The organism is Flavobacterium sp. LHD-80 (genome assembly GCF_030929605.1).
Taxonomy (GTDB): domain Bacteria; phylum Bacteroidota; class Bacteroidia; order Flavobacteriales; family Flavobacteriaceae; genus Flavobacterium.
In genome coordinates this window covers 102,261-122,152 of the sequence record NZ_JAVFVS010000013.1, presented here as the reverse complement: position 1 = coordinate 122,152, position 19,892 = coordinate 102,261, and the positions used below count along the sequence as shown (strand labels likewise).

Here is a 19,892-nt window from a genome sequence, read left to right as displayed (position 1 = left end):
AAAATATAAAAAATAGATTTTAAATGTTAATTTTAGATAAGTTGTTTTGGGAAACAGATGTAATATTTTGTTACCAATTTAGATAACGATTTCAAATTCAGCTGATCAGAGGCTTCAACAACATCCTCAATTGTTTTATCTTTTTTCAAAATTCGTATCGGTTCAGCTGCTTTACTATAGGCTTGGTTTTTAATTTTTCCTCTAAAAATAAAATAACCAGCGTCTACTGCTGAAATATGATGATCTTCTGCAAATTCTTCTTTCAAAGCTTGAGATTCTTCCAACGGAATTTTCTCTGCACTCATTTTTATCTTAAGTAAATCCCTGTTAATGATCATTTTACTTAAAGTTGAAAGTATAAAATCATCTTGTCTTTGCCATGCTTTTAAGGCACTTATGATATCAAAATCATCTAATTGAGAAAAAAGGTCTAATTTTTCGGCATCAAAATCTTCAAGTGCGATTTTGTTTTGCATAAAATACAAAAGTGGTTCACTGCAAGGAAGTTTAATTCCTTTAAGTGTAAGCTCTTTTGCTCTTTTTAAGACTTTCATCAAAATTAATTCGGCTACTAAACTTGTTTTGTGCAAATACGCTTGCCAATACATTAAACGTCTAGAAAGCAGAAATTTTTCAACTGAATAAATCCCTTTTTCTTCAATAACCAAAACATCATCGACTACATTCATCATCTGAATCAGTCGTTCAGAATTCACATTTCCTTCTGCGACTCCGGTATAAAAACTATCACGTTTCAAATAATCCATTCGATCCATATCTAATTGACTTGAAATCAATTGCAACATGAATTTTCTGTGATATTCACCTTTAAAAACCTTAATTGCCAAACTCAGCCTTCCATCAAATTCTTCATTCAACTGATTCATAAATAATAAAGAAATCGCTTCGTGATGCACATCTTCAACAATACTTTTTTCCATTGCATGAGAAAACGGTCCGTGTCCTATATCATGAAGTAAAATCGCTATTAACAACGCATTTTCTTCCTCATCAGAAATTGCAACATCTTTAAAACGAAGAGTATCAATTGCCTTTTTCATCAAATGCATGCACCCCAAGGCGTGATGAAAACGTGTATGATTAGCTCCTGGATAAACCAAATACGACAGTCCCATTTGCGAAATACGGCGTAAACGCTGAAAATATGGGTGCTGAATTAGGTCGTAAATAAGTTCGTTCGGGATTGTAATAAACCCGTAAATGGGATCATTGAATATTTTTAACTTATTAATATGAGTCACTATTTGGTTATTTTTAGGTCAACAAATATAAGTAAATAACTATAGTTTTTCATTTAAAAGTTGACATTAAATTAAACTGATTTTGAGACAAATACTTAATATTCAAAAAGATTTTATCTAAAAATTAGGTTTCGTTTTTCTGAAATTTATACTATTTTTAATACTTTTTAAGTTCTATAACTCTAAATTGCATTAAAATTAATTCTGTTTATGGATAAGATAAAAATACTTTGGGTCGATGATGAAATCGATCTTTTGAAACCACATATATTATTTCTGGAGAAAAAAAACTACTCGGTAACGACTTGCAACAACGGTCTTGATGCAATTGCTTTATTCGAAGAAGACAATTTTGACATTGTTTTTTTGGATGAAAATATGCCTGGAATGAGCGGTTTGGAAACGCTTTCGGAAATGAAAGAGAAAAAATCAGCCATTCCGATGATTATGATCACCAAAAGTGAGGAAGAATATATTATGGAAGAAGCAATTGGCTCTAAAATCGCTGATTACTTGATAAAACCAGTAAATCCAAACCAAATTTTATTAAGCTTAAAAAAGAATTTGGATGACTCAAGATTGATTACGGAAAAAACGACTTTAGATTATCAGAAGGAATTCAGGAAAATTTCAATGGAATTAGCGATGGTTAATTCTTATGAAGACTGGGTTGAGCTGTACAAAAAACTGCTTTTTTGGGAATTAAAATTGGAAGACATCAACGACACGGCGATGATCGAAATTCTTGAATCTCAAAAAGTTGAAGCCAATTCGCAATTCGGGAAATATATTGAAAGAAATTACGAAGATTGGTTTGCTCCAAAAGCTGATAAACCAATTCAGTCTCATAATTTATTCAAAGAATTAGTCGTTCCAGAACTTAAAAAGAAAGATAAACCTGTTTTATTTGTTGTAATTGATAATTTGCGTTACGACCAATGGAAATCATTTGAAACGGTTGTTTCTAACTATTACAAATTAGAAAAAGAAGTTCCTTATTTCTCAATTCTTCCAACAGCGACTCAATATGCCCGAAATGCCATTTTCTCTGGTTTATTACCAATTGATATGGAAAAACAGTTTCCGCAATACTGGAAAAATGATGTTGAAGATGGAGGAAAAAACCTTTACGAAGCCGAGTTTCTTTCGGCTCAATTAAAACGATTAGGATTAAATCTGAAAGAAGATTATTTTAAAATCACCAATTATGCCGGTGGTAAAAAATTGGCAGAAAACTTTAGAGCTTTAAAAGAAAATGACCTAGTTACAGTTGTTTACAACTTTGTCGACATGCTTTCGCACGCTAAAACCGAAATGGAAGTTGTAAAAGAATTAGCTTCTGATGATAAAGCGTATCGCTCTCTAACTTTAAGTTGGTTTAAAAATTCTCCATTATTAGAGATTATTCAGCAAGCACAATTATTAGGTTTCAAATTAATCTTAACTACAGACCACGGAACAATTAATGTAAAAAATCCGTCGAAAGTTGTGGGAGATAAAAATACAAGTTTAAATTTGCGCTATAAAACTGGACGTAGTTTAACCTACGAGCAAAAGGATGTGTATGTGGTGAAAGAGCCGAAAATTATTGGTTTGCCGGCAATAAATATGAGCAGTTCGTTTATTTTTGCCAAAAATGATTTTTTCTTGGCTTATGTAAACAACTACAATCATTATGTGAGTTATTACAAAAACACGTATCAGCATGGAGGGATTTCCTTAGAAGAAATGATTATTCCGTTTTTGGTTTTTAATCCTAAGTAAAAAAGTTTTCAGTCGCAGTTTTCAGTTTTCAGTTTTCAGCGAGAACTTCAAATTAAAATGAAAATAGATTTTGCCACAGATTAAAAAGATTAACACAGATTAAAAAATCCTTTAAAACCTTTTTAATCTGTGGCATAAAAAATAATTTCGCTTTCGCGGAAGACAATTGAAATAGATTAAAAGTTTTCATTCTCGGTTTTAAGTCACAGTTAAAACTGAAAACTGTGACCGAGACTGAGACTAAATAAACAGACATAAAAATGAACATTGTTTTTTCATTAGATCAAATTCAAGAAGTTGCACAGCAAATATTAGGCTCGAATCCTAAAAAGATTATTCTTTTTAACGGAGAAATGGGAGTTGGAAAAACAACTTTAATCAAACAACTTTGTAAAAGTTTAGGCGTTCAGGACGCAACCAGCAGCCCAACCTTTTCTTTAGTTAATGAATATTATACCACTAACAATCAAATCGTTTATCATTTTGATTTTTACAGATTAAATAAAGAAACCGAAGCGCTTGACATGGGCGTTGATGATTATTTGTATTCTGGAAATTGGTGTTTTATTGAATGGTCTGAAAAAATCGCTAATTTGCTTCCTGAAGAATATTCTACAATAAATATTGAGTTATTGCCAGACGGAAAAAGAGAGCTTAATTTAGTTTAAAAAGTTACAAATGCATTCTCAAAATACCGTAGAAATAATTCCCTTTTCATCAGATTTAAAAGACCACATTAAAACTTTAAATGTTGCCTGGCTCGAAAAATATTTCAAAGTCGAAGAAAAAGACAAACTCACGCTCTCAAATCCGCAGGAGGAAATTATAGATAAAGGTGGCATGATTTTCTACGCTCGTTATAATAATGAAATCTTAGGAACTGCTACTTTATTAAAAGTTGACGATTCGACATTTGAACTAAGTAAAATGGCGGTTTCAGATAATGCTCAAGGTTTAGGAATTGGAACAAAACTTCTTGAACATTGCTTTAATGTGGCTAAGGAAAATAATATAAAAACACTCATTTTATATTCAAATACTATTTTACTTCCGGCGATTCATCTCTATAGAAAATTCGGTTTCATAGAAATCCCTTTAGAATCGGGCATTTACGAAAGAGCAGATATAAAAATGGAGAAAAAAATATCTTAACATTGTCATTACAGTATTAGCAGAATTTTTGCACTAATTTTAAATCTTTTTACGTAATTTGTACCTTTAATTTTTTGCAGAACCCATGTCAATCACGTTAACTCCATTTACAAAACAACAATTACTGCCACAGGAAGAAAAACTTGAGGTTGGTCGTTTTAAAAGAGAACTTTTTATAGGAATTCCCAAGGAAACAAGTTATCAAGAACGCCGTATTTGTCTTACTCCAGATGCTGTAAATTCACTAACTTATGAAGGACATCGCGTTATGATTGAATCTGGCGCGGGCGAAAGTTCGAGTTACACCGATAAAGAATATGCTGATGCTGGTGCAGAAATCACAAAAGATACTAAAAGAGTTTTCGGCTGTCCGTTTTTACTAAAAGTAGAACCGCCGACTTTGGCTGAAATAAAAATGATAAATCCAGAAACAGTTATCATCTCTGCTATTCAATTGAAAACCAAAAAGAAAGAGTATTTTGAAGCTTTGGCACAAAAGAAAATTACCGCTCTTGCTTTTGAATATATTAAAGATGAAGACGGATCGTATCCAGCAGTAAAATCTCTAAGCGAAATTGCCGGAACTGCTTCTATCCTAATTGCAGCCGAATTAATGATTACAGACGAATTTGGGAAAGGACTTTTATTTGGAAATATTACTGGTGTCCCCCCTACTGAAGTTGTGATTTTAGGCGCAGGAACGGTTGGCGAATTTGCAGCAAAAACAGCCATTGGGCTTGGTGCAAACGTAAAAGTTTTTGATAATTCAATCACGAAATTACGTCGTTTACAAAATAATTTAAATCAAAGAATTTTCACTTCAACTATTCAGCAAAAAGGTCTTTTAAAAGCTTTAAGACGCTGTGATGTCGCTATTGGTGCGATGCGTGGTAAAGAACGTTGCCCAATTGTTGTTACTGAAACTATGGTGGAACACATGAAAAAAGGTGCCGTTATTGTTGACGTCAGCATTGACACTGGCGGATGTTTTGAAAGCTCAGAAGTAACAACGCATGAAAAACCTACCTTCATTAAAAACAATGTTTTACACTATTGTGTTCCAAATATCCCTTCTCGTTATTCTAAAACTGCCTCATTATCAATAAGTAACATCTTAACACCTTACCTGCATCAGATAGCTGAAGATGGTGGTTTAGAAAGTGCAATTAGATGCAACAAAGGATTAAAAAACGGAATTTATTTGTATCATGGAATCTTGACAAATAAAGCAATTGGAGACTGGTTTGATTTGCCAGACAACGATATTAATTTACTTGTATTTTAAAGGAACTTTAATGTACCTTTGCAAAAATTTTATTTCATGAAGTTCGTACACCGTTTTGCATATTATTTGATTGGTTTGGTTATGGGATGCTTTTTTGTAGCTCTTGTTTTTAGTGGAAAAGACACAAGATGCAATTACTTTCCGAATGCCAGAGTTTTAAACAATCTGAGAACAAAACCTTTTCAATATTCAGATAAAGCAATTCAGACTTTAAACGAAAAATGGGTTGACACTGCCGATATTAAAAACACTTTAACTTACGGAGATGTTGATTTTGACCAAAGTAATGTTCCATTCAAAAAAGGAAAATTATATATCATTGAAGGGAAAACAGCTAAAAATCAAGACATAATTTTGAAAGTAGTTAATTTTGAAAATAAAGCTGTTTTAGAAGAAATTATAAAAAAACCTGCAGATAAATAGTCTGTAAAACCAACCATTTTGTCATTTCGACGGAGGAGAAATCCTCACGAGAAGCTCGACAAAGATTGCGTTTTAGTTACGGAGTTACTTGCGAAGATTTCTCCTCCGTCGAAATGACAAAATTGTGAAAAATTCGTGTAAATCGGTGTAATTAGTGTTTTACAACCAATCAATTTCTTTAATTTTCTTCGATTTCAAAAATGCATTTGTCTGACTGAAATGTTTGTTTCCAAACCATTTTCCTTGATTAGCACTCATTGGAGACGGATGTCCAGATTCTAAAACATGATGTTTTGAACGATCAATTTTCAAACCTTTTTTCTGAGCAAAGCTTCCCCACAATAGAAAAACAACATTTTCTTTTTGGCCAGAAATAGCTTGAATAACAGCATCTGTAAAAAGATTCCATTTTAAATGTTTATGACTATTTGGACTGTCTTTTCTAACGGTTAATGACGCATTCAAAAGTAAAACACCTTGCTTAGCCCATTTTTCAAGATTTCCAGATGTTGGCATAAAAATCGAATCAAAATCGGTGTTTATTTCTCTGAAAATATTACGAAGTGAAGGCGGGATTTTGACATTATCATTTACAGAAAAACTCAAACCATTGGCTTCTCCTTCTCCATGATAAGGATCTTGTCCAATAATCACAACTTTTAAATCCTTAAAACTGCAATTATTAAAAGCAGAAAAAATCAATTCAGCTGGCGGATAGCAAGTGTGCGTTTCGTATTCAATATCCAAAGCCTCCATTAATTCAATGAAGTACGGTTTTTGAATTTCGTCTTTTAAAACTGCTTGCCAATCTGCGGATAAATTAATTTTCATTTTAAAATTTTATTACAAATTACGCAAAGTTTTAGTCAAACTGCCAATTATTAGTGCAATTTCGTTTTAAAACTTTGTAACTTTGAAATCTTTACAACTCACGATATATAATGATATCTATTACAGAAAAAACATTACAAGATTTACAATTTCCAACAGTGCTCGAAACAATTTCGGCAGGCTGCAACACAGACATTGGAAAAGAAAAAGCTTTGCAAATAACACCTTTCAGAGATAAAGAAACCTTGATGCAGTCCTTAATGCAGACTTCAGAATATGTGTCTTCATTTCAAAACAATAACGCAATTCCGAATCACGGATTTGACGCCATCACGCACGAAATCAAATTTTTAGCCATTGAAGACAGTTTCCTAGAAGTAGGAAGTTTTAGAAAAATCGCTAATCTTTCGTCGACAACAAATTTCTTGCTGAATTTTTTAAGAAAGTTCGATGATTATTATCCAAATTTAAATGCGAGGGCTTCTCGTGTTGAATTGACTAAAGATATTATCACTGCAATTGATGCCATCGTTGATAAATATGGAGAAATAAAAGATAATGCCTCTCCTGCTTTAGCTAGCATTCGTCAGAATATGAATTTGGTTCGCGGAAAAGTGAATCAAAGTTTTGGTGTAGCATTAACACAATATAATGGTTTAGGATATTTAGACGATATTAAAGAAAGTTTTGTGCAGAATCGCAGAGTTTTAGCGGTTTTAGCAATGTATCGTCGTAAAGTAAAAGGCTCAATTTTAGGAAGTTCAAAAACTGGAAGCATTGCTTATATCGAACCAGAAGCTACTCTAAAATATTCGAGAGAATTAGCGAATTTAGAATATGAAGAAAAGGAAGAAATCACTAGAATTCTAAAGAATTTATCAAATGTAATTCGTCCATTTTTACCTTTATTAATTGAATATCAAGACTTTTTAAGCGATATTGACGTGGTTGCCGGAAAAGCAAAATACGCCAACCGAATCAACGGAATTTTACCAACCATCACTGAAGAAAGAAGATTGTTTTTTAGAGAAGCGTATCACCCAATTTTATACCTTAATAATAAGGAGAAAAAAGAAATTACGCATCCGCAAACTATTGAGTTAAAACAAGAAAACCGAATTATTGTAATTTCTGGACCAAATGCTGGAGGAAAAACGATTTCCTTAAAAACAGTTGGTCTATTACAATTGATGCTTCAGTCTGGAATTTTGATTCCGGTTCATGAAAGAAGCGAAACTTTCTTGTTTGATCGAATTTTAACCGATATTGGAGATAACCAATCTATTGAAAACCACTTAAGTACATACAGTTACCGATTAAAAAACATGAATTATTTCTTGAAAAAATGCAACAAGAAAACCATGTTTTTGATTGATGAATTCGGTACAGGTTCTGATCCTGAATTGGGAGGTGCTTTGGCTGAAATCTTCTTAGAAGAATTTTATCATCGAGAAGCATTTGGAATTATCACAACACATTATTCTAATTTAAAAATTCTTGCAAACGAATTGCCTTTCGCCACAAATGCAAATATGATGTTTGACGAAAAGTCATTGGAACCAATGTACAAGCTGGCTTTAGGTCAGGCAGGAAGTTCGTTTACTTTTGAAGTTGCTCAGAAAAATGGGATTCCATTTGGATTGATTAATCGTGCGAAAAAGAAAATAGAAGTTGGAAAAGTTCGTTTTGACAAAACCATTGCAACACTTCAAAAAGAAAGATCGAAGCTTGAAAAAACTTCTTTGAATTTAAAAGAAGAAGAAACTCGTGCGCGTGAAGAAAGCAAAAAGATGGAAAACATCAATACGAGAATTCAGCAAAAGCTCGAAAGCTATCAGGAATTATACGACAGCAATCAGAAGATAATTTACATAGGGCAAAAAATTGATGATATTGCTGAGAAGTATTTCAACTACAAAAACAAAAAAGAATTGATTGGAGAATTTTTGAAAATTGTTGAGATTGAAAATTCAAAACGCAAAAAAGCAACTCCAAAAGAAGTGAAGGCAAAAGTTGAAAAACAAAAAGAGATAATTGCCGAAGTACAAGTAAAAGTCGAGGAAATTCGTCAAGAGAAAAAAGAAAAGAAACTTAAACCAGTTGTCGAAAAACCAAAACCAATTTTAAAAGTTGGTGACCGAGTTAGAATGATGGACGGAAGATCTGTTGGAAGTATCGATTCGATCGAAAAAAACAAAGCAACTGTGAATTACGGCATTTTTACTTCGAAAGTTAGTTTGGATGAATTGGAATTGGTAGAAGCTGTTAAAAAATAAGTTTTCAGTCGCAGTGGATGTTTTTAGTTTCTAAAAAAAGGGAAAATTCAGCGATATTTAAAATAAAGCGATTTTAAGAACTATTTAATAAAATATGACAAAAGACATCGATAATTTTTAAAAGTCGATTTAAAAAGAAATACTAAAGTGGTTTTTTATTGATAAAAATTATCAATATTTAAAAACAAATAGATTTTTCGAATACCATAACCTTTCAGTAATTGAACTACAATTTTATAAAATTTCAACGTTTATAATTAAATGCCAATTTTGATTTATAATAAAAATGGAAAATCTTCCAAAAGACAAAAAAATAATACTTTTTGACGGAGTTTGCAATCTTTGCAATTCCGCTGTGCAATTTATTATTAAACACGACAAAAAAGACATTTTCAGATTTGTCGCATTGCAATCAGAATTAGGTATCTCGATTTGTAAACATTTAGGAATTAGTTTTTCAAAAATGGATAGTATTATTTTGTACAATCCTGAAAGTGCTTATTTTTATAAATCTTCAGCTGTAATTGAAATAGCTAGATATTTTGGAGGATTTTGGAAATTATTTTTAATCTTTAGGATTGTTCCAATTTTCATCAGTGACAGAATTTATGATTATGTCGCAAAAAATAGATACAATTGGTATGGCAAGAAAGAAAGTTGTATGATTCCAACTCCGGAATTGAAATCTAAGTTTTTGTAGAAAATTTCAATTTAACTTAATATTGTCATTTCGACGAAGGAGAAATCTTCGTGAGAAACTCGACAAAGATTGGATTCTCGTTGCGGAGTTACTTGCGAAGATTTCTCCTTCGTCGAAATGACAAACTTAACGCAAAAACATACAAAATAGAAAAATCCCAAACTCCGAGAAAATTGGAATTTGGGATTTTTTTTATTGAAAATTTAGATCGTATTATCTAATCAATTTTCTGTATTTCAAACGTTTCGGAGTTAAATCACCACCAAGACGTTTCTTTTTGTTTTCTTCATAATCAGAGAAACTTCCTTCAAAGAAATAAACTTCAGAATCTCCTTCAAAAGCTAGAATGTGCGTACAAATTCTATCCAAGAACCATCTGTCGTGAGAAATAATTACAGCACAACCAGCAAAATTCTCTAAACCTTCCTCAAGAGCTCGAAGTGTATTTACGTCAAGGTCATTCGTAGGCTCATCCAGTAAAAGTACGTTTCCTTCTTCTTTCAAAGTCATTGCCAAGTGCAAACGGTTACGCTCACCACCAGACAACATTGACACTTTTTTGTTTTGCTCTCCACCGCCAAAGTTGAAACGCGATAAGTAAGCCCTTGAATTTACTTGCTTTCCACCCATCATAATCAATTCCTGGCCATCAGCAAAATTTTCCCAAATAGATTTATTCGGATCAATATTAGAATGCGACTGATCTACATATGCAATTTTTACCGTTTCACCAACTGAGAATTCTCCGCTATCAGTAGCTTGCTCACCCATAATCATTTTGAAGATAGTAGATTTACCAGCACCATTTGGTCCGATAATTCCAACAATACCAGCTTGTGGCAAAGTAAAATTCAAATTATCATAAAGTAATTTTTCACCAAACGCTTTTGCAACGTTTTTAGCTTCAATTACATTTGTTCCTAAACGTGGGCCGTTCGGGATATAAATTTCTAGATTTTCATCTAGTTGTTTTTGATCTTCATTTAATAATTTGTCGTAATTCTGCAAACGCGCTTTTTGTTTTGTCTGACGACCTTTTGCACCTTGACGAACCCACTCCAACTCACGCTCTAACGTTTTTCTACGTTTAGAAGCTACTTTTTCTTCCTGAGCCATACGGTTTGATTTTTGGTCTAACCAAGAAGAATAGTTTCCTTTCCATGGAATACCTTCTCCTCTATCCAACTCAAGAATCCAACCTGCAACGTTATCTAAGAAATAACGGTCGTGCGTTACCGCAATAACAGTTCCTGAATATTGTGCTAAATGTTGCTCTAACCAAAGAACTGACTCAGCATCAAGGTGGTTGGTAGGCTCATCCAGAAGCAATACATCTGGTTGTTGCAATAACAAACGACATAAAGCTACACGACGACGCTCACCTCCAGAAAGGTTTTTAATTGGCGTATCACCTTCTGGCGTACGCAATGCATCCATTGCGATTTCTAATTTTGTATCGATTTCCCAAGCACCAAGCGCATCAATTTTATCTTGCAACGCTGCTTGACGGTCCATCAATTTATCCATTTTATCTGGATCTGAATAGTTTTCTTCAAGACCAAATAAATCATTAATTTGATTGTATTCTTCTAAAACTGCCATAGTTTCTGCAGCTCCTTCACGAACAATTTCGATAACTGTTTTAGAATCATCAAGAATTGGTTCTTGCTCTAAATAACCTACAGTATAACCTGGCTGAAAAACAACATCACCTTGGTAGTTTTTATCTACTCCAGCAATAATTTTTAAAAGAGAAGATTTTCCTGAACCGTTAAGTCCCAAAATACCAATTTTAGCTCCATAAAAGAAACTCAAATAAATATTCTTCAATACCGGTTTGTCTGCTCCTTGATAGGTTTTACTCAATTTTTGCATTGAGAAAATTACTTTCTTATCGTCTGACATTTTCTTTATTATTTATTTTTATTATTATTTTTTTTGATTGTTCAACAAAGATTAAACTCTGCCTTTCAGTGCATTAAAAACCCAAGCATTAGCAAAAAAACCAACTCCAACAGCTGCAAATCCCCAACCAGAAACATCACTGTATCTAAAGATTCCTAGACCTATAAGCAACAATCCCATAAGTACCATTATAAAAGTAGCCCATCCTAAAACGGTATTTTTATTCATTCCCATAATTGTGTAATTATTTTTAAGTGGTAAAATTTTTAGAAACGCAAATATCGTGAATTTTACTGGCTTAATTAAATATTTTATACAGCATTTCTTTAAGCAAATCTGATTGCGGTAATGCATTGGCTCCCACACCTTTGCTCTTAACATCAATATCTCGTAAAGCACCAACAATCTGACTTACTTTTCGCATTGGATAATTTTTAACCGCCAAATCATATTCTTTCAAGAAAAACGGATTCACACCAAGTACTGATGCAACATTTTTAGGGTTTTTATCTTTTAAACCATGGTATTTTAAAAGCTGCACGAAGAAACCAAATACTAATCCAGTTGTCATTACTAAAGGATATTCTTTGGGATTATGTGCAAAATTTTCTGCTATTTTATACGCTTTCAACTGATTGCGTTCTCCAATTGCTTTTCGAAGCTCAAAAACATTATAATCTTTGCTAAAACCAATATTTTCTTCAATATGCTGAGGCGTAATCATAGTTCCTTGTGGTAAAATAATCTGCAGTTTTTCAAGTTCATTATTAATCTTGCTCAAATCTGTTCCTAAAAACTCAACCAACATCGCATTTGCTTTCGGGTCAATTGTATATTTTTTTCCCGCAAGCACGCGCTTAATCCAATCTCCCACTTGGTTTTCATATAGTTTTTTACTTTCGTACACCAAACCATTCTGAGCCAATACTTTAGTTACTTTCTTACGTTTATCTAGCGTTTTGTATTTATAGCAAAAAACCAAAACCGTAGTTTCCATCGGATTATTGGCATACGATTCAAGTTTATCGATATTTCTGGACAAATCTTGTGCTTCTTTTACAATAACAACTTGACGATCAGCCATCATCGGATAGCGCTTGGCCGTTGAAACAATATCTTCAACCGAAACGTCTCTTCCGTATAAAACTGTTTGATTAAAACCTTTTTCTTCCTCCGCTAAAACATTCTCTTCGATATATTCCGATAACTTATCAATATAATAAGGTTCTTCACCCATTAAAAAGTAAATCGGTTTTATATTTCCGGCTTTTATATCATTTACAATTTTTATTACTTCATCCATTTAGCTATTGTTTCAAGTTTAAAGTTTCAAGTTATCGTTCCAAAACTTGAAACTTTATCCCGAGACTTCGGGAGAAACCTGAAACTATTTTATATTTTTGCTTTATGCAGCAATTAAATTTCCCAGCTTACGCTTTCCGATTCAAAAATAGCGAAAATAAAGTGTCTATTTTTGATGAAATCAGAAAAAAATTTATCATTCTTACCCCAGAAGAATGGGTTCGGCAGCATGTTGTTCATTATTTGATTATCGAAAAAAAATACCCTAAATCGCTAATTAACGTAGAGAAAGTTTTAAAAGTCAACGGTTTAAGAAAAAGGTATGATGTAGTAGTTTTTAATCCAGACGGCTCTATACACATACTGGTAGAGTGTAAAGCACCCGAGGTAAAAATTTCTCAGGCAACTTTTGATCAAATTGCTCGTTATAATATGACAATGCAGGCACGGTTTTTGAATGTCACAAACGGACTAAACCATTTTTATTGTCAAATGGATTTTGAAAACGAAAAATATGAGTTTTTAAGAAACCTGCCTGATTATAAAGAAAACCATTAAAATAAATAATTTAAGAACTTTTGGATAAAATAGCAGTTGTCATTTTAAATTGGAACGGAGTAAAATTGCTGGAGCAGTTTTTACCATCTGTTATCCAATTTTCGGAAGGAGCGACAATATATGTTGCCGATAATGATTCTACAGATAATTCAGTTGAATTTGTTCAACAAAATTTCCCTACAGTTAAAATTGTAAAAAATACAAGCAATTATGGCTTTGCAAAAGGCTATAACGACGCTTTGAAACATATTGATGCTGAAATTTATGCTTTAGTCAATTCAGATATTGAAGTAACTGAGAATTGGCTTAAACCAATTTTGGAAACTTTTGATAGTGAAAAGCAAACGGGGATTATTCAGCCAAAAATCCGTGATTTTAAAAACAAGGAATATTTTGAATACGCTGGTGCTGCCGGTGGCTTTATCGATAAATTTGGTTATCCATTCTGCAGAGGAAGACTCTTCGAAACTGTTGAAAAAGATAACAGACAATACGATGATAATTGTGAATTATTCTGGGCTTCGGGCGCTTGTTTTTTCATCAGAAAACATATTTTTGATGAATTAGGTGGTTTTGACGAAAGCTTTTTTGCCCATCAGGAAGAAATTGATTTATGCTGGCGTGCTTTGAATGATGGACATATTATTAAGTATAATTATCAGTCTCTGGTTTACCATGTTGGCGGTGCAACGCTTCAACAAGGAAATCCAAAAAAAACATATCTAAATTTTAGAAATTCTCTTTTAATGCTTGTCAAGAATTTACCTAAAAGAGGATTGTTCTGGGTAATTTTTCTGCGAATGGTTTTAGATGGTATTGCCGGTATCCGTTTTCTTACACAAGGAAAATTCGGGCATACTTTTGCCATTTTAAAGGCACATTTCTCTTTTTATTGCCTATCTTTAAAGTATTTAAAAAAAAGAAAAGATTTTCAAATACAGCAATACTATACCGTAAAAAGTATCGTTTACCTCTATTACATAAAGAAATTACTGGTTTTTAAAGAAATCTTTAACAGTAATCAAAATATTAAAAACTAAATTTGTAATCAACGTTTAATTAAATATAATACCTATGAGAAAAATAGTTATCGCACTATCAGTATTAATGGCCTTAACTTCGTGTGTATCGAAAAAGCAATACGCAGCACTTGAAGCTAAGAACAAAGAGACCCAAGATTTATTAAACTCTTGTACTGTTAAATTAAATTCTTGTCTAGAAGAAAAAGCTGGTTTAGCTGCTACAGTTGAAGGCTTAAAGTCACATAATCAAGACTTAATCAACAGTTCAAAAGATTTAACGGTTTTAACTACTAAAGGAGCTGAAAACCTAGAAAAATCTCTAGAAAGCTTAAAAGAGAAAGATTTGAAAATCTCAAGACTTCAAGATGCTCTTACGAAAAAAGACAGTGTAACTTTAGCATTAGTTACAAGCTTAAAAGGAGCTGTTGGAATCAACGATCCAGATATCGAAATCAATGTTGAAAAAGGAGTTGTGTTTATTTCTATCGCTGATAAATTGTTATTCAAAAGCGGAAGTTATGACGTAAGCGACAAAGCTAAATCTGTTTTGGCTAAAGTTGCAAAAGTTGTAAACGACAAACCTGATTTTGAATGTATGGTTGAAGGACACACTGATGACGTTCCTTACAAAAGCAACGGAATTATCTTAGACAACTGGGATTTAAGTGTTAAACGTTCTACTTCTATTGTTCGTGTATTAACAAATGACCTTGGCGTAAATCCTGCAAAATTAATTGCTGCTGGTAGAAGCTCTTACGTACCTTTAGTTGCTAATGACAGCGCTGAAAACAAAGCTCGTAACAGAAGAACTCGTATTGTGGTTATGCCAAAAATCGATCAGTTCTACGATATGATTGAAAAAGAAATGAAAAAGCAAGCTAAATAATCCTTGTTTTACATATCATAAAAACAGAAAAAGCAGGTCTTACGACCTGCTTTTATGTATCCTTAATTTTTTTAATAACCAATTAAATATAAATCAAGAATAGCATTATTTTTAATCAACTAACTAAATTTTAACTATAATAAAGTTAGTAATTATTTTTTAACATTTATAGTATTTCAGTTTTTTTTTACAAATATACCATGTTGTAATTTTTGTGTATTTGAAATTATAAGAATTAAAATTATTCTATCCCATAATTCAAAGGCAACATATCTCCAACTCTTTTTTCCGAAATTTTCCCTGAAAAAAGTATGTCTTCAATATTGGAATTATTTCCGTACTTATAAATATAAAAACTATTTGTTTCAAAAGTAATCCTCGACGCTTCTTTTTTATCAAATATAAGATTATAAACTGCTACAATCTTTTTTGAGTTTAGATTTATATTTTCACTTTTATCCTGATCAATTAAATCTACTTTTGCAAAATCGCCTTCTTTGGTTATTTTAAAGCATTTAGTTGGATCCTGATTATATTTGCCTTTAAACAATAAAAACTTCTTCGCTTCCCAATCCGTATTTGCTAAATTTCTGAAAAACTGAATTTGAGATCCCTGAAATGTTTTTTCTCGTTTTTTTAAAACTTTAGCGCTATTATCAATTTCTTCAAATCGGCTCACACCACCGTAAAAATTCTTATAAGCATCTATTGAGTTAATACTAAATCTAGTAAAAGAAACTTCAAAAATTACCAATTCAAAATCAATTTTATATCCCAATGCTGGATTTATAATTACCAAAGGTTTATCTGAAGAGGCTGTAAAAAGTAAATTCTTTTTATCATAATTAAATTTAATATCATCTTCATTTTTAATAATAGCTGATTTCGCATTACTAGTTTTCCCTAAAAAATATTCTCTAAACAATTTTAATTTCTGAGCTCTTGTAAACTCATTGTTATTATTAACAACAACCTCTTTAAGCTCGTTTTCAGAAATCTTCATCACAATATTTAATGGCTTCGAAGCATCTAATCCTGAGAGATACTCGGTCTGATATCCCATTATACTAATCACCAAAATATTATTAGCATTAGGTTCATACTTTATAGAAAATTTTCCATCAGCGTCTGAAACTGTTGAAATTGTTGTACCATCATAGTAAATATTTACTCCTTCTAACGGCGTATTGTCTTTACCTGTAATTTTACCTTTAAAATTATGTTGCGAAAATATCGTGACCGCATAAAACAAAATTAAAAGAGTAAATAGTTTTTTCATTAAAGTCGAAAAGGTTTGGTTAATTAACTACTAATTAACCAAACCTTTTTGTAATATCCTAATCAATTTGTTTCTTTTCTTACAAAATATCAATATCACCTTTTCCTTCTCTCACGATAACTGGTTCATATTCTGAAAGATCAATAATCGTTGAACCAACGTTATCGCCATAACCTCCATCAATTACCAAATCTACAAGATTCTGCCATTTTTCAAAAATCAATTCGGGATCAGTGGTATATTCAATTACATCATCTTCATCACGAATAGAAGTTGAAACAACTGGATTTCCTAACTGGCGAACAATCTCCAAAATAATATTATTATCAGGCACACGAATACCAACTGTTGTTTTCTTTTTGAATTCTTTCGGCAAATTGTTATTTCCTGGCAAAATGAAAGTATATGGCCCAGGCAATGCTCTTTTCAAAATTTTAAAAGTCGACGTATCAATCTGACGCACATAATCTGATAAATTGCTCAAATCATGACAAATAAACGAGAAATTAGCTTTCTCTAACTTAACTCCTTTAATTTTTGCAATTTTTTCTAATGCGCGTGAATTAGTAATATCGCAACCCAAACCGTAAACAGTATCTGTCGGATAAATTACCAATCCACCATTCTGAAGCACTTTTACAACTTTTGCAATTGCAGCTTCACTAGGTTTATCTGGATATATTTTTATGAATTCAGCCATAGTGTTTTTGTTTCAAGTTTTTTATTGTTTCAGGTTTCAAGTTTGTCAGGCTGAGCGGAGTCGAAGCCCACGTCCAATTGAAGCGCCCTTCGACTTCGCTCAGGGTGACAAATGTTTTCAAAACTTGAAATTTTATTTATCCCACAACATCTAATTTAGCAAATCTCAGCAAAAGTTTCTTAATGCCGCCAACTTCAAATTTGATTTCGGCTTTTTTATCAGCGCCAACGCCTTCTAGATTAATTACTTCTCCTTTTCCAAAACGCTCGTGCATCACTACATTTCCAACAGTTAATTTACTGTCAAATAAATTCGGAGCGCCAGCATTTGGATTTGTTCCTGTTACTGGTTTTAGTTTTCTAATATTCAAATCCGGTTTCGGATTGTTATCTGTAACATGTTTTGGTGGTGTCCCCCCTATTGGTTTGGCTAATCTTAATTTTGATTTATCAACATCGCCAAAAATATCACCATCAATTGGAGATTTATAACGATAATTGCTTTCTGAAGGAGTCAAATATTCTAAAAATTGACCATCAATTTCTTCAATAAATCGTGACGGTTCACTATCTGTCAATTTTCCCCAACGATAACGCGATTGCGCGTAAGTCAAATACGCTTGATGTTCAGCACGAGTTAAAGCTACGTAAAATAATCGACGTTCCTCTTCTAATTCGCTTCTTGTACTCATACTCATAGCGCTCGGAAACAAATCTTCTTCCATACCAACCACAAAAACATGAGGGAACTCAAGTCCTTTTGCCAAGTGAATCGTCATCAAAGCCACTCGGTCTTCATCATTTGTATCTTTATCTAAATCAGTTGCCAAAGCCACATCTTCCATAAACTCAGAAAGTGCACCTCTAGCTCCATCAATTTCTCTTTGACCTTCAGTAAAATCTTTAATACCGTTTAAAAGTTCTTCGATATTCTGAATTTTCGCCATTCCTTCTGGAGTAGCATCTTTCTTTAATTCCTGAACTAAACCAGTTTTCTTCGCAACGTGGTCTGTAATATAAAACGCATCCTGATTTTGATCAATTACCTGAAAACTCTGAATCATAGTCACAAAATCTTTCAATTTGTTTTTTGTTCCAGCATTCAGTTTCAAATCAATTTTATCAATATTAACCATTACTTCCCAAATCGAGCGTTTGTAATGGTTGGCTGCAATAGTCAATTTTTCTACAGTTGTATCTCCAATTCCACGTGCCGGATAATTGATCACACGAATTAAAGCTTCTTCATCTTTTGGGTTAATTACCAAACGTAAATAACACAAAACATCCTTTATTTCCTTACGCTGATAGAAAGACAATCCTCCATAAATTCGATACGGAATATCACGTTTTCTCAAAGCATCTTCCATCGCACGTGACTGTGCATTCGTACGATACAAAATCGCAAAAGCGCCATTATGAAGCTGATTCTGCATCTTTTGCTCGAAAATTGTGCTCGCTACAAAACGGCCTTCTTCAGCATCTGTCAAACTTCGGTGGACTTTAATTTTTGGTCCAAAATCATTCGCTGTCCAAACCACTTTATCCAGTTTGGTTTTATTATGCTCCATGACCGTATTTGCCGCTTCAACAATGTTTCGTGTCGAACGGTAATTCTGCTCCAAACGGAACATTACCACGCCTTCATAATCCTTCTGGAAATTCAAAATATTATTGATGTTCGCTCCACGGAAAGCATAAATACTCTGCGCATCGTCACCAACGACACAAATATTCTGAAATCTATCAGACAAAGCCCTAACAATCAAATATTGAGAGTGATTTGTATCTTGGTACTCATCAACCAAAATATAACGAAAACGATCCTGATATTTAGCTAAAACTTCCGGAAAACGTGTCAACAATTCATTGGTTTTCAATAATAAATCATCAAAATCCATTGCACCGGCTTTAAAACAGCGCTCTACATATTGCTGATAAATTTCGCCCAATCTTGGTCTTTTTGCCATGGCATCGGCTTCAACCAATTCTGGATTATTGAAATAGGCTTTAACCGTAATTAAGCTATTCTTATAACTAGATATACGTCCTAAAATCTGTTTTGGTTTATAGATATCACGGTCTAACTGCATTTCCTTTATAATAGAAGAAATCAGTCTTGCCGAATCCTGAGAATCGTAAATAGTAAAATTGGAAGGATATCCTAAATGATCTGATTCTGCACGAAGGATACGCGCAAAAATCGAGTGGAAAGTTCCCATCCAAAGATTTTTAGCTTCAGATGCACCAACAATATCCGAAATCCTGTGCTTCATTTCACGCGCTGCTTTATTGGTAAAAGTCAGCGACAAAATATTGAAGGCATCAATTCCTTGAGCCATCAAATAAGCAATTCTAATTGTTAAAACACGGGTTTTTCCCGAACCTGCACCAGCAATAATAATCATTGGCCCGTCTTTCTTTAAAACAGGCGCCCTCTGCGCTTCGTTGAGCTGGTCAATATATTTCTGCATGTAATTTTTCTCCTTTATATGCAAAAATAAGAATTAAAAAAGAAAGTTCCTAAGATGCTAAGATTCTGAGATGC

The 19,892-nt window shown here is 32.8% G+C and carries 18 protein-coding genes; 10 read left to right on the top strand and 8 right to left on the bottom strand.

Annotated elements, in window-relative coordinates; genetic code table 11:
- Nucleotides 1–32: 32 nt before the first annotated feature.
- On the bottom strand, nt 33–1,262 hold the full coding sequence (locus RB619_RS19420; protein ID WP_308100614.1) for an HD domain-containing protein: 1,230 nt from the start codon (nt 1,260–1,262) through the stop codon (nt 33–35).
- 210 nt (nt 1,263–1,472) lie between these two features.
- On the opposite strand from RB619_RS19420, the gene RB619_RS19415 reads away from it, so the two are divergent.
- From RB619_RS19415 to RB619_RS19395, 5 genes are all read left to right on the top strand, one after another.
- Complete coding sequence (locus RB619_RS19415; protein ID WP_308100612.1) at nt 1,473–3,026, top strand: bifunctional response regulator/alkaline phosphatase family protein; 1,554 nt, start codon at nt 1,473–1,475, stop codon at nt 3,024–3,026.
- A gap of 260 nt (nt 3,027–3,286) precedes the next feature.
- Nucleotides 3,287–3,694, top strand: coding sequence for a tRNA (adenosine(37)-N6)-threonylcarbamoyltransferase complex ATPase subunit type 1 TsaE (tsaE, locus tag RB619_RS19410; RefSeq protein WP_308100610.1), 408 nt, complete (start codon nt 3,287–3,289; stop codon nt 3,692–3,694).
- 10 nt (nt 3,695–3,704) lie between these two features.
- Complete coding sequence (locus RB619_RS19405) at nt 3,705–4,178, top strand: GNAT family N-acetyltransferase (protein ID WP_308100608.1); 474 nt, start codon at nt 3,705–3,707, stop codon at nt 4,176–4,178.
- An 85-nt stretch (nt 4,179–4,263) separates the two neighbouring features.
- Nucleotides 4,264–5,463, top strand: a complete 1,200-nt coding sequence (locus RB619_RS19400) for an alanine dehydrogenase (protein ID WP_144336175.1) — start codon at nt 4,264–4,266, stop codon at nt 5,461–5,463.
- A 36-nt stretch (nt 5,464–5,499) separates the two neighbouring features.
- The gene (locus RB619_RS19395; protein WP_308100604.1) at nt 5,500–5,886 is read left to right on the top strand and encodes a DUF4258 domain-containing protein; all 387 of its coding nucleotides are present in this window, start codon (nt 5,500–5,502) and stop codon (nt 5,884–5,886) included.
- A gap of 159 nt (nt 5,887–6,045) precedes the next feature.
- On the opposite strand, the gene ung is transcribed toward RB619_RS19395, so the two are convergent.
- Entirely contained in the window at nt 6,046–6,717 is a 672-nt protein-coding gene (ung, locus tag RB619_RS19390) for a uracil-DNA glycosylase (RefSeq protein ID WP_308100602.1), read from the bottom strand.
- Between the two features lie 110 nt (nt 6,718–6,827).
- Here ung and RB619_RS19385 point away from each other — a divergent pair, with 110 nt between their 5' ends.
- Together RB619_RS19385 and RB619_RS19380 are read left to right on the top strand one after the other, a co-directional pair.
- The gene (locus RB619_RS19385; RefSeq protein ID WP_308100600.1) at nt 6,828–8,993 is read left to right on the top strand and encodes a DNA mismatch repair protein MutS; all 2,166 of its coding nucleotides are present in this window, start codon (nt 6,828–6,830) and stop codon (nt 8,991–8,993) included.
- Nucleotides 8,994–9,279: 286 nt separating this feature from the next.
- The gene (locus tag RB619_RS19380; protein WP_308100598.1) at nt 9,280–9,693 is read left to right on the top strand and encodes a thiol-disulfide oxidoreductase DCC family protein; all 414 of its coding nucleotides are present in this window, start codon (nt 9,280–9,282) and stop codon (nt 9,691–9,693) included.
- A 213-nt stretch (nt 9,694–9,906) separates the two neighbouring features.
- Here RB619_RS19380 and ettA read toward each other — a convergent pair whose 3' ends face one another.
- The 3 genes from ettA to holA all read right to left on the bottom strand — a co-directional run bounded on the left by ettA (nt 9,907) and on the right by holA (nt 12,901).
- Nucleotides 9,907–11,598: an energy-dependent translational throttle protein EttA gene (ettA, locus tag RB619_RS19375; protein ID WP_111291005.1), complete on the bottom strand. Its 1,692-nt coding sequence runs from the start codon at nt 11,596–11,598 to the stop codon at nt 9,907–9,909.
- Between the two features lie 51 nt (nt 11,599–11,649).
- Entirely contained in the window at nt 11,650–11,832 is a 183-nt protein-coding gene (locus tag RB619_RS19370; RefSeq protein WP_095951261.1) for a CAL67264 family membrane protein, read from the bottom strand.
- A 64-nt stretch (nt 11,833–11,896) separates the two neighbouring features.
- On the bottom strand, nt 11,897–12,901 hold the full coding sequence (gene holA, locus RB619_RS19365) for a DNA polymerase III subunit delta (protein WP_308100592.1): 1,005 nt from the start codon (nt 12,899–12,901) through the stop codon (nt 11,897–11,899).
- A 104-nt stretch (nt 12,902–13,005) separates the two neighbouring features.
- Between holA and RB619_RS19360 the strand changes: the two genes are divergently transcribed.
- The 3 genes from RB619_RS19360 to RB619_RS19350 are packed head-to-tail and all read left to right on the top strand — an operon-like array spanning nt 13,006 to nt 15,366.
- The gene (locus tag RB619_RS19360; RefSeq protein ID WP_308100590.1) at nt 13,006–13,458 is read left to right on the top strand and encodes a type I restriction enzyme HsdR N-terminal domain-containing protein; all 453 of its coding nucleotides are present in this window, start codon (nt 13,006–13,008) and stop codon (nt 13,456–13,458) included.
- A gap of 20 nt (nt 13,459–13,478) precedes the next feature.
- Nucleotides 13,479–14,498 carry a glycosyltransferase family 2 protein gene (locus RB619_RS19355; protein ID WP_308100588.1) on the top strand — a complete coding sequence of 340 codons (1,020 nt, stop codon included), beginning with the start codon at nt 13,479–13,481 and terminating at the stop codon, nt 14,496–14,498.
- Between the two features lie 34 nt (nt 14,499–14,532).
- Nucleotides 14,533–15,366 (top strand): OmpA family protein, encoded by an 834-nt coding sequence (locus tag RB619_RS19350; protein ID WP_026729768.1) that lies wholly within the window; start codon nt 14,533–14,535, stop codon nt 15,364–15,366.
- 241 nt (nt 15,367–15,607) lie between these two features.
- Here RB619_RS19350 and RB619_RS19345 read toward each other — a convergent pair whose 3' ends face one another.
- From RB619_RS19345 to RB619_RS19335, 3 genes are all read right to left on the bottom strand, one after another.
- The gene (locus RB619_RS19345) at nt 15,608–16,645 is read right to left on the bottom strand and encodes a carboxypeptidase-like regulatory domain-containing protein (RefSeq protein WP_308100585.1); all 1,038 of its coding nucleotides are present in this window, start codon (nt 16,643–16,645) and stop codon (nt 15,608–15,610) included.
- 79 nt (nt 16,646–16,724) lie between these two features.
- Nucleotides 16,725–17,345, bottom strand: a complete 621-nt coding sequence (locus RB619_RS19340) for an L-threonylcarbamoyladenylate synthase (RefSeq protein ID WP_132991064.1) — start codon at nt 17,343–17,345, stop codon at nt 16,725–16,727.
- A gap of 136 nt (nt 17,346–17,481) precedes the next feature.
- Entirely contained in the window at nt 17,482–19,818 is a 2,337-nt protein-coding gene (locus RB619_RS19335; RefSeq protein WP_308100582.1) for a UvrD-helicase domain-containing protein, read from the bottom strand.
- Between the last annotated feature and the right edge of the window lie 74 nt (nt 19,819–19,892).

Coding starts and splice junctions, on each gene's coding strand:
- RB619_RS19415 (WP_308100612.1), top strand. CDS start 1,473: ATGGATAAGATAAAAATACTTTGGGTCGATGATGAAATCGATCTTTTG.
- tsaE (WP_308100610.1), top strand. CDS start 3,287: ATGAACATTGTTTTTTCATTAGATCAAATTCAAGAAGTTGCACAGCAA.
- RB619_RS19405 (WP_308100608.1), top strand. CDS start 3,705: ATGCATTCTCAAAATACCGTAGAAATAATTCCCTTTTCATCAGATTTA.
- RB619_RS19400 (WP_144336175.1), top strand. CDS start 4,264: ATGTCAATCACGTTAACTCCATTTACAAAACAACAATTACTGCCACAG.
- RB619_RS19395 (WP_308100604.1), top strand. CDS start 5,500: ATGAAGTTCGTACACCGTTTTGCATATTATTTGATTGGTTTGGTTATG.
- ung (WP_308100602.1), bottom strand. CDS start 6,717: ATGAAAATTAATTTATCCGCAGATTGGCAAGCAGTTTTAAAAGACGAA.
- RB619_RS19385 (WP_308100600.1), top strand. CDS start 6,828: ATGATATCTATTACAGAAAAAACATTACAAGATTTACAATTTCCAACA.
- RB619_RS19380 (WP_308100598.1), top strand. CDS start 9,280: ATGGAAAATCTTCCAAAAGACAAAAAAATAATACTTTTTGACGGAGTT.
- ettA (WP_111291005.1), bottom strand. CDS start 11,598: ATGTCAGACGATAAGAAAGTAATTTTCTCAATGCAAAAATTGAGTAAA.
- RB619_RS19370 (WP_095951261.1), bottom strand. CDS start 11,832: ATGGGAATGAATAAAAATACCGTTTTAGGATGGGCTACTTTTATAATG.
- holA (WP_308100592.1), bottom strand. CDS start 12,901: ATGGATGAAGTAATAAAAATTGTAAATGATATAAAAGCCGGAAATATA.
- RB619_RS19360 (WP_308100590.1), top strand. CDS start 13,006: ATGCAGCAATTAAATTTCCCAGCTTACGCTTTCCGATTCAAAAATAGC.
- RB619_RS19350 (WP_026729768.1), top strand. CDS start 14,533: ATGAGAAAAATAGTTATCGCACTATCAGTATTAATGGCCTTAACTTCG.
- RB619_RS19345 (WP_308100585.1), bottom strand. CDS start 16,645: ATGAAAAAACTATTTACTCTTTTAATTTTGTTTTATGCGGTCACGATA.
- RB619_RS19340 (WP_132991064.1), bottom strand. CDS start 17,345: ATGGCTGAATTCATAAAAATATATCCAGATAAACCTAGTGAAGCTGCA.
- RB619_RS19335 (WP_308100582.1), bottom strand. CDS start 19,818: ATGCAGAAATATATTGACCAGCTCAACGAAGCGCAGAGGGCGCCTGTT.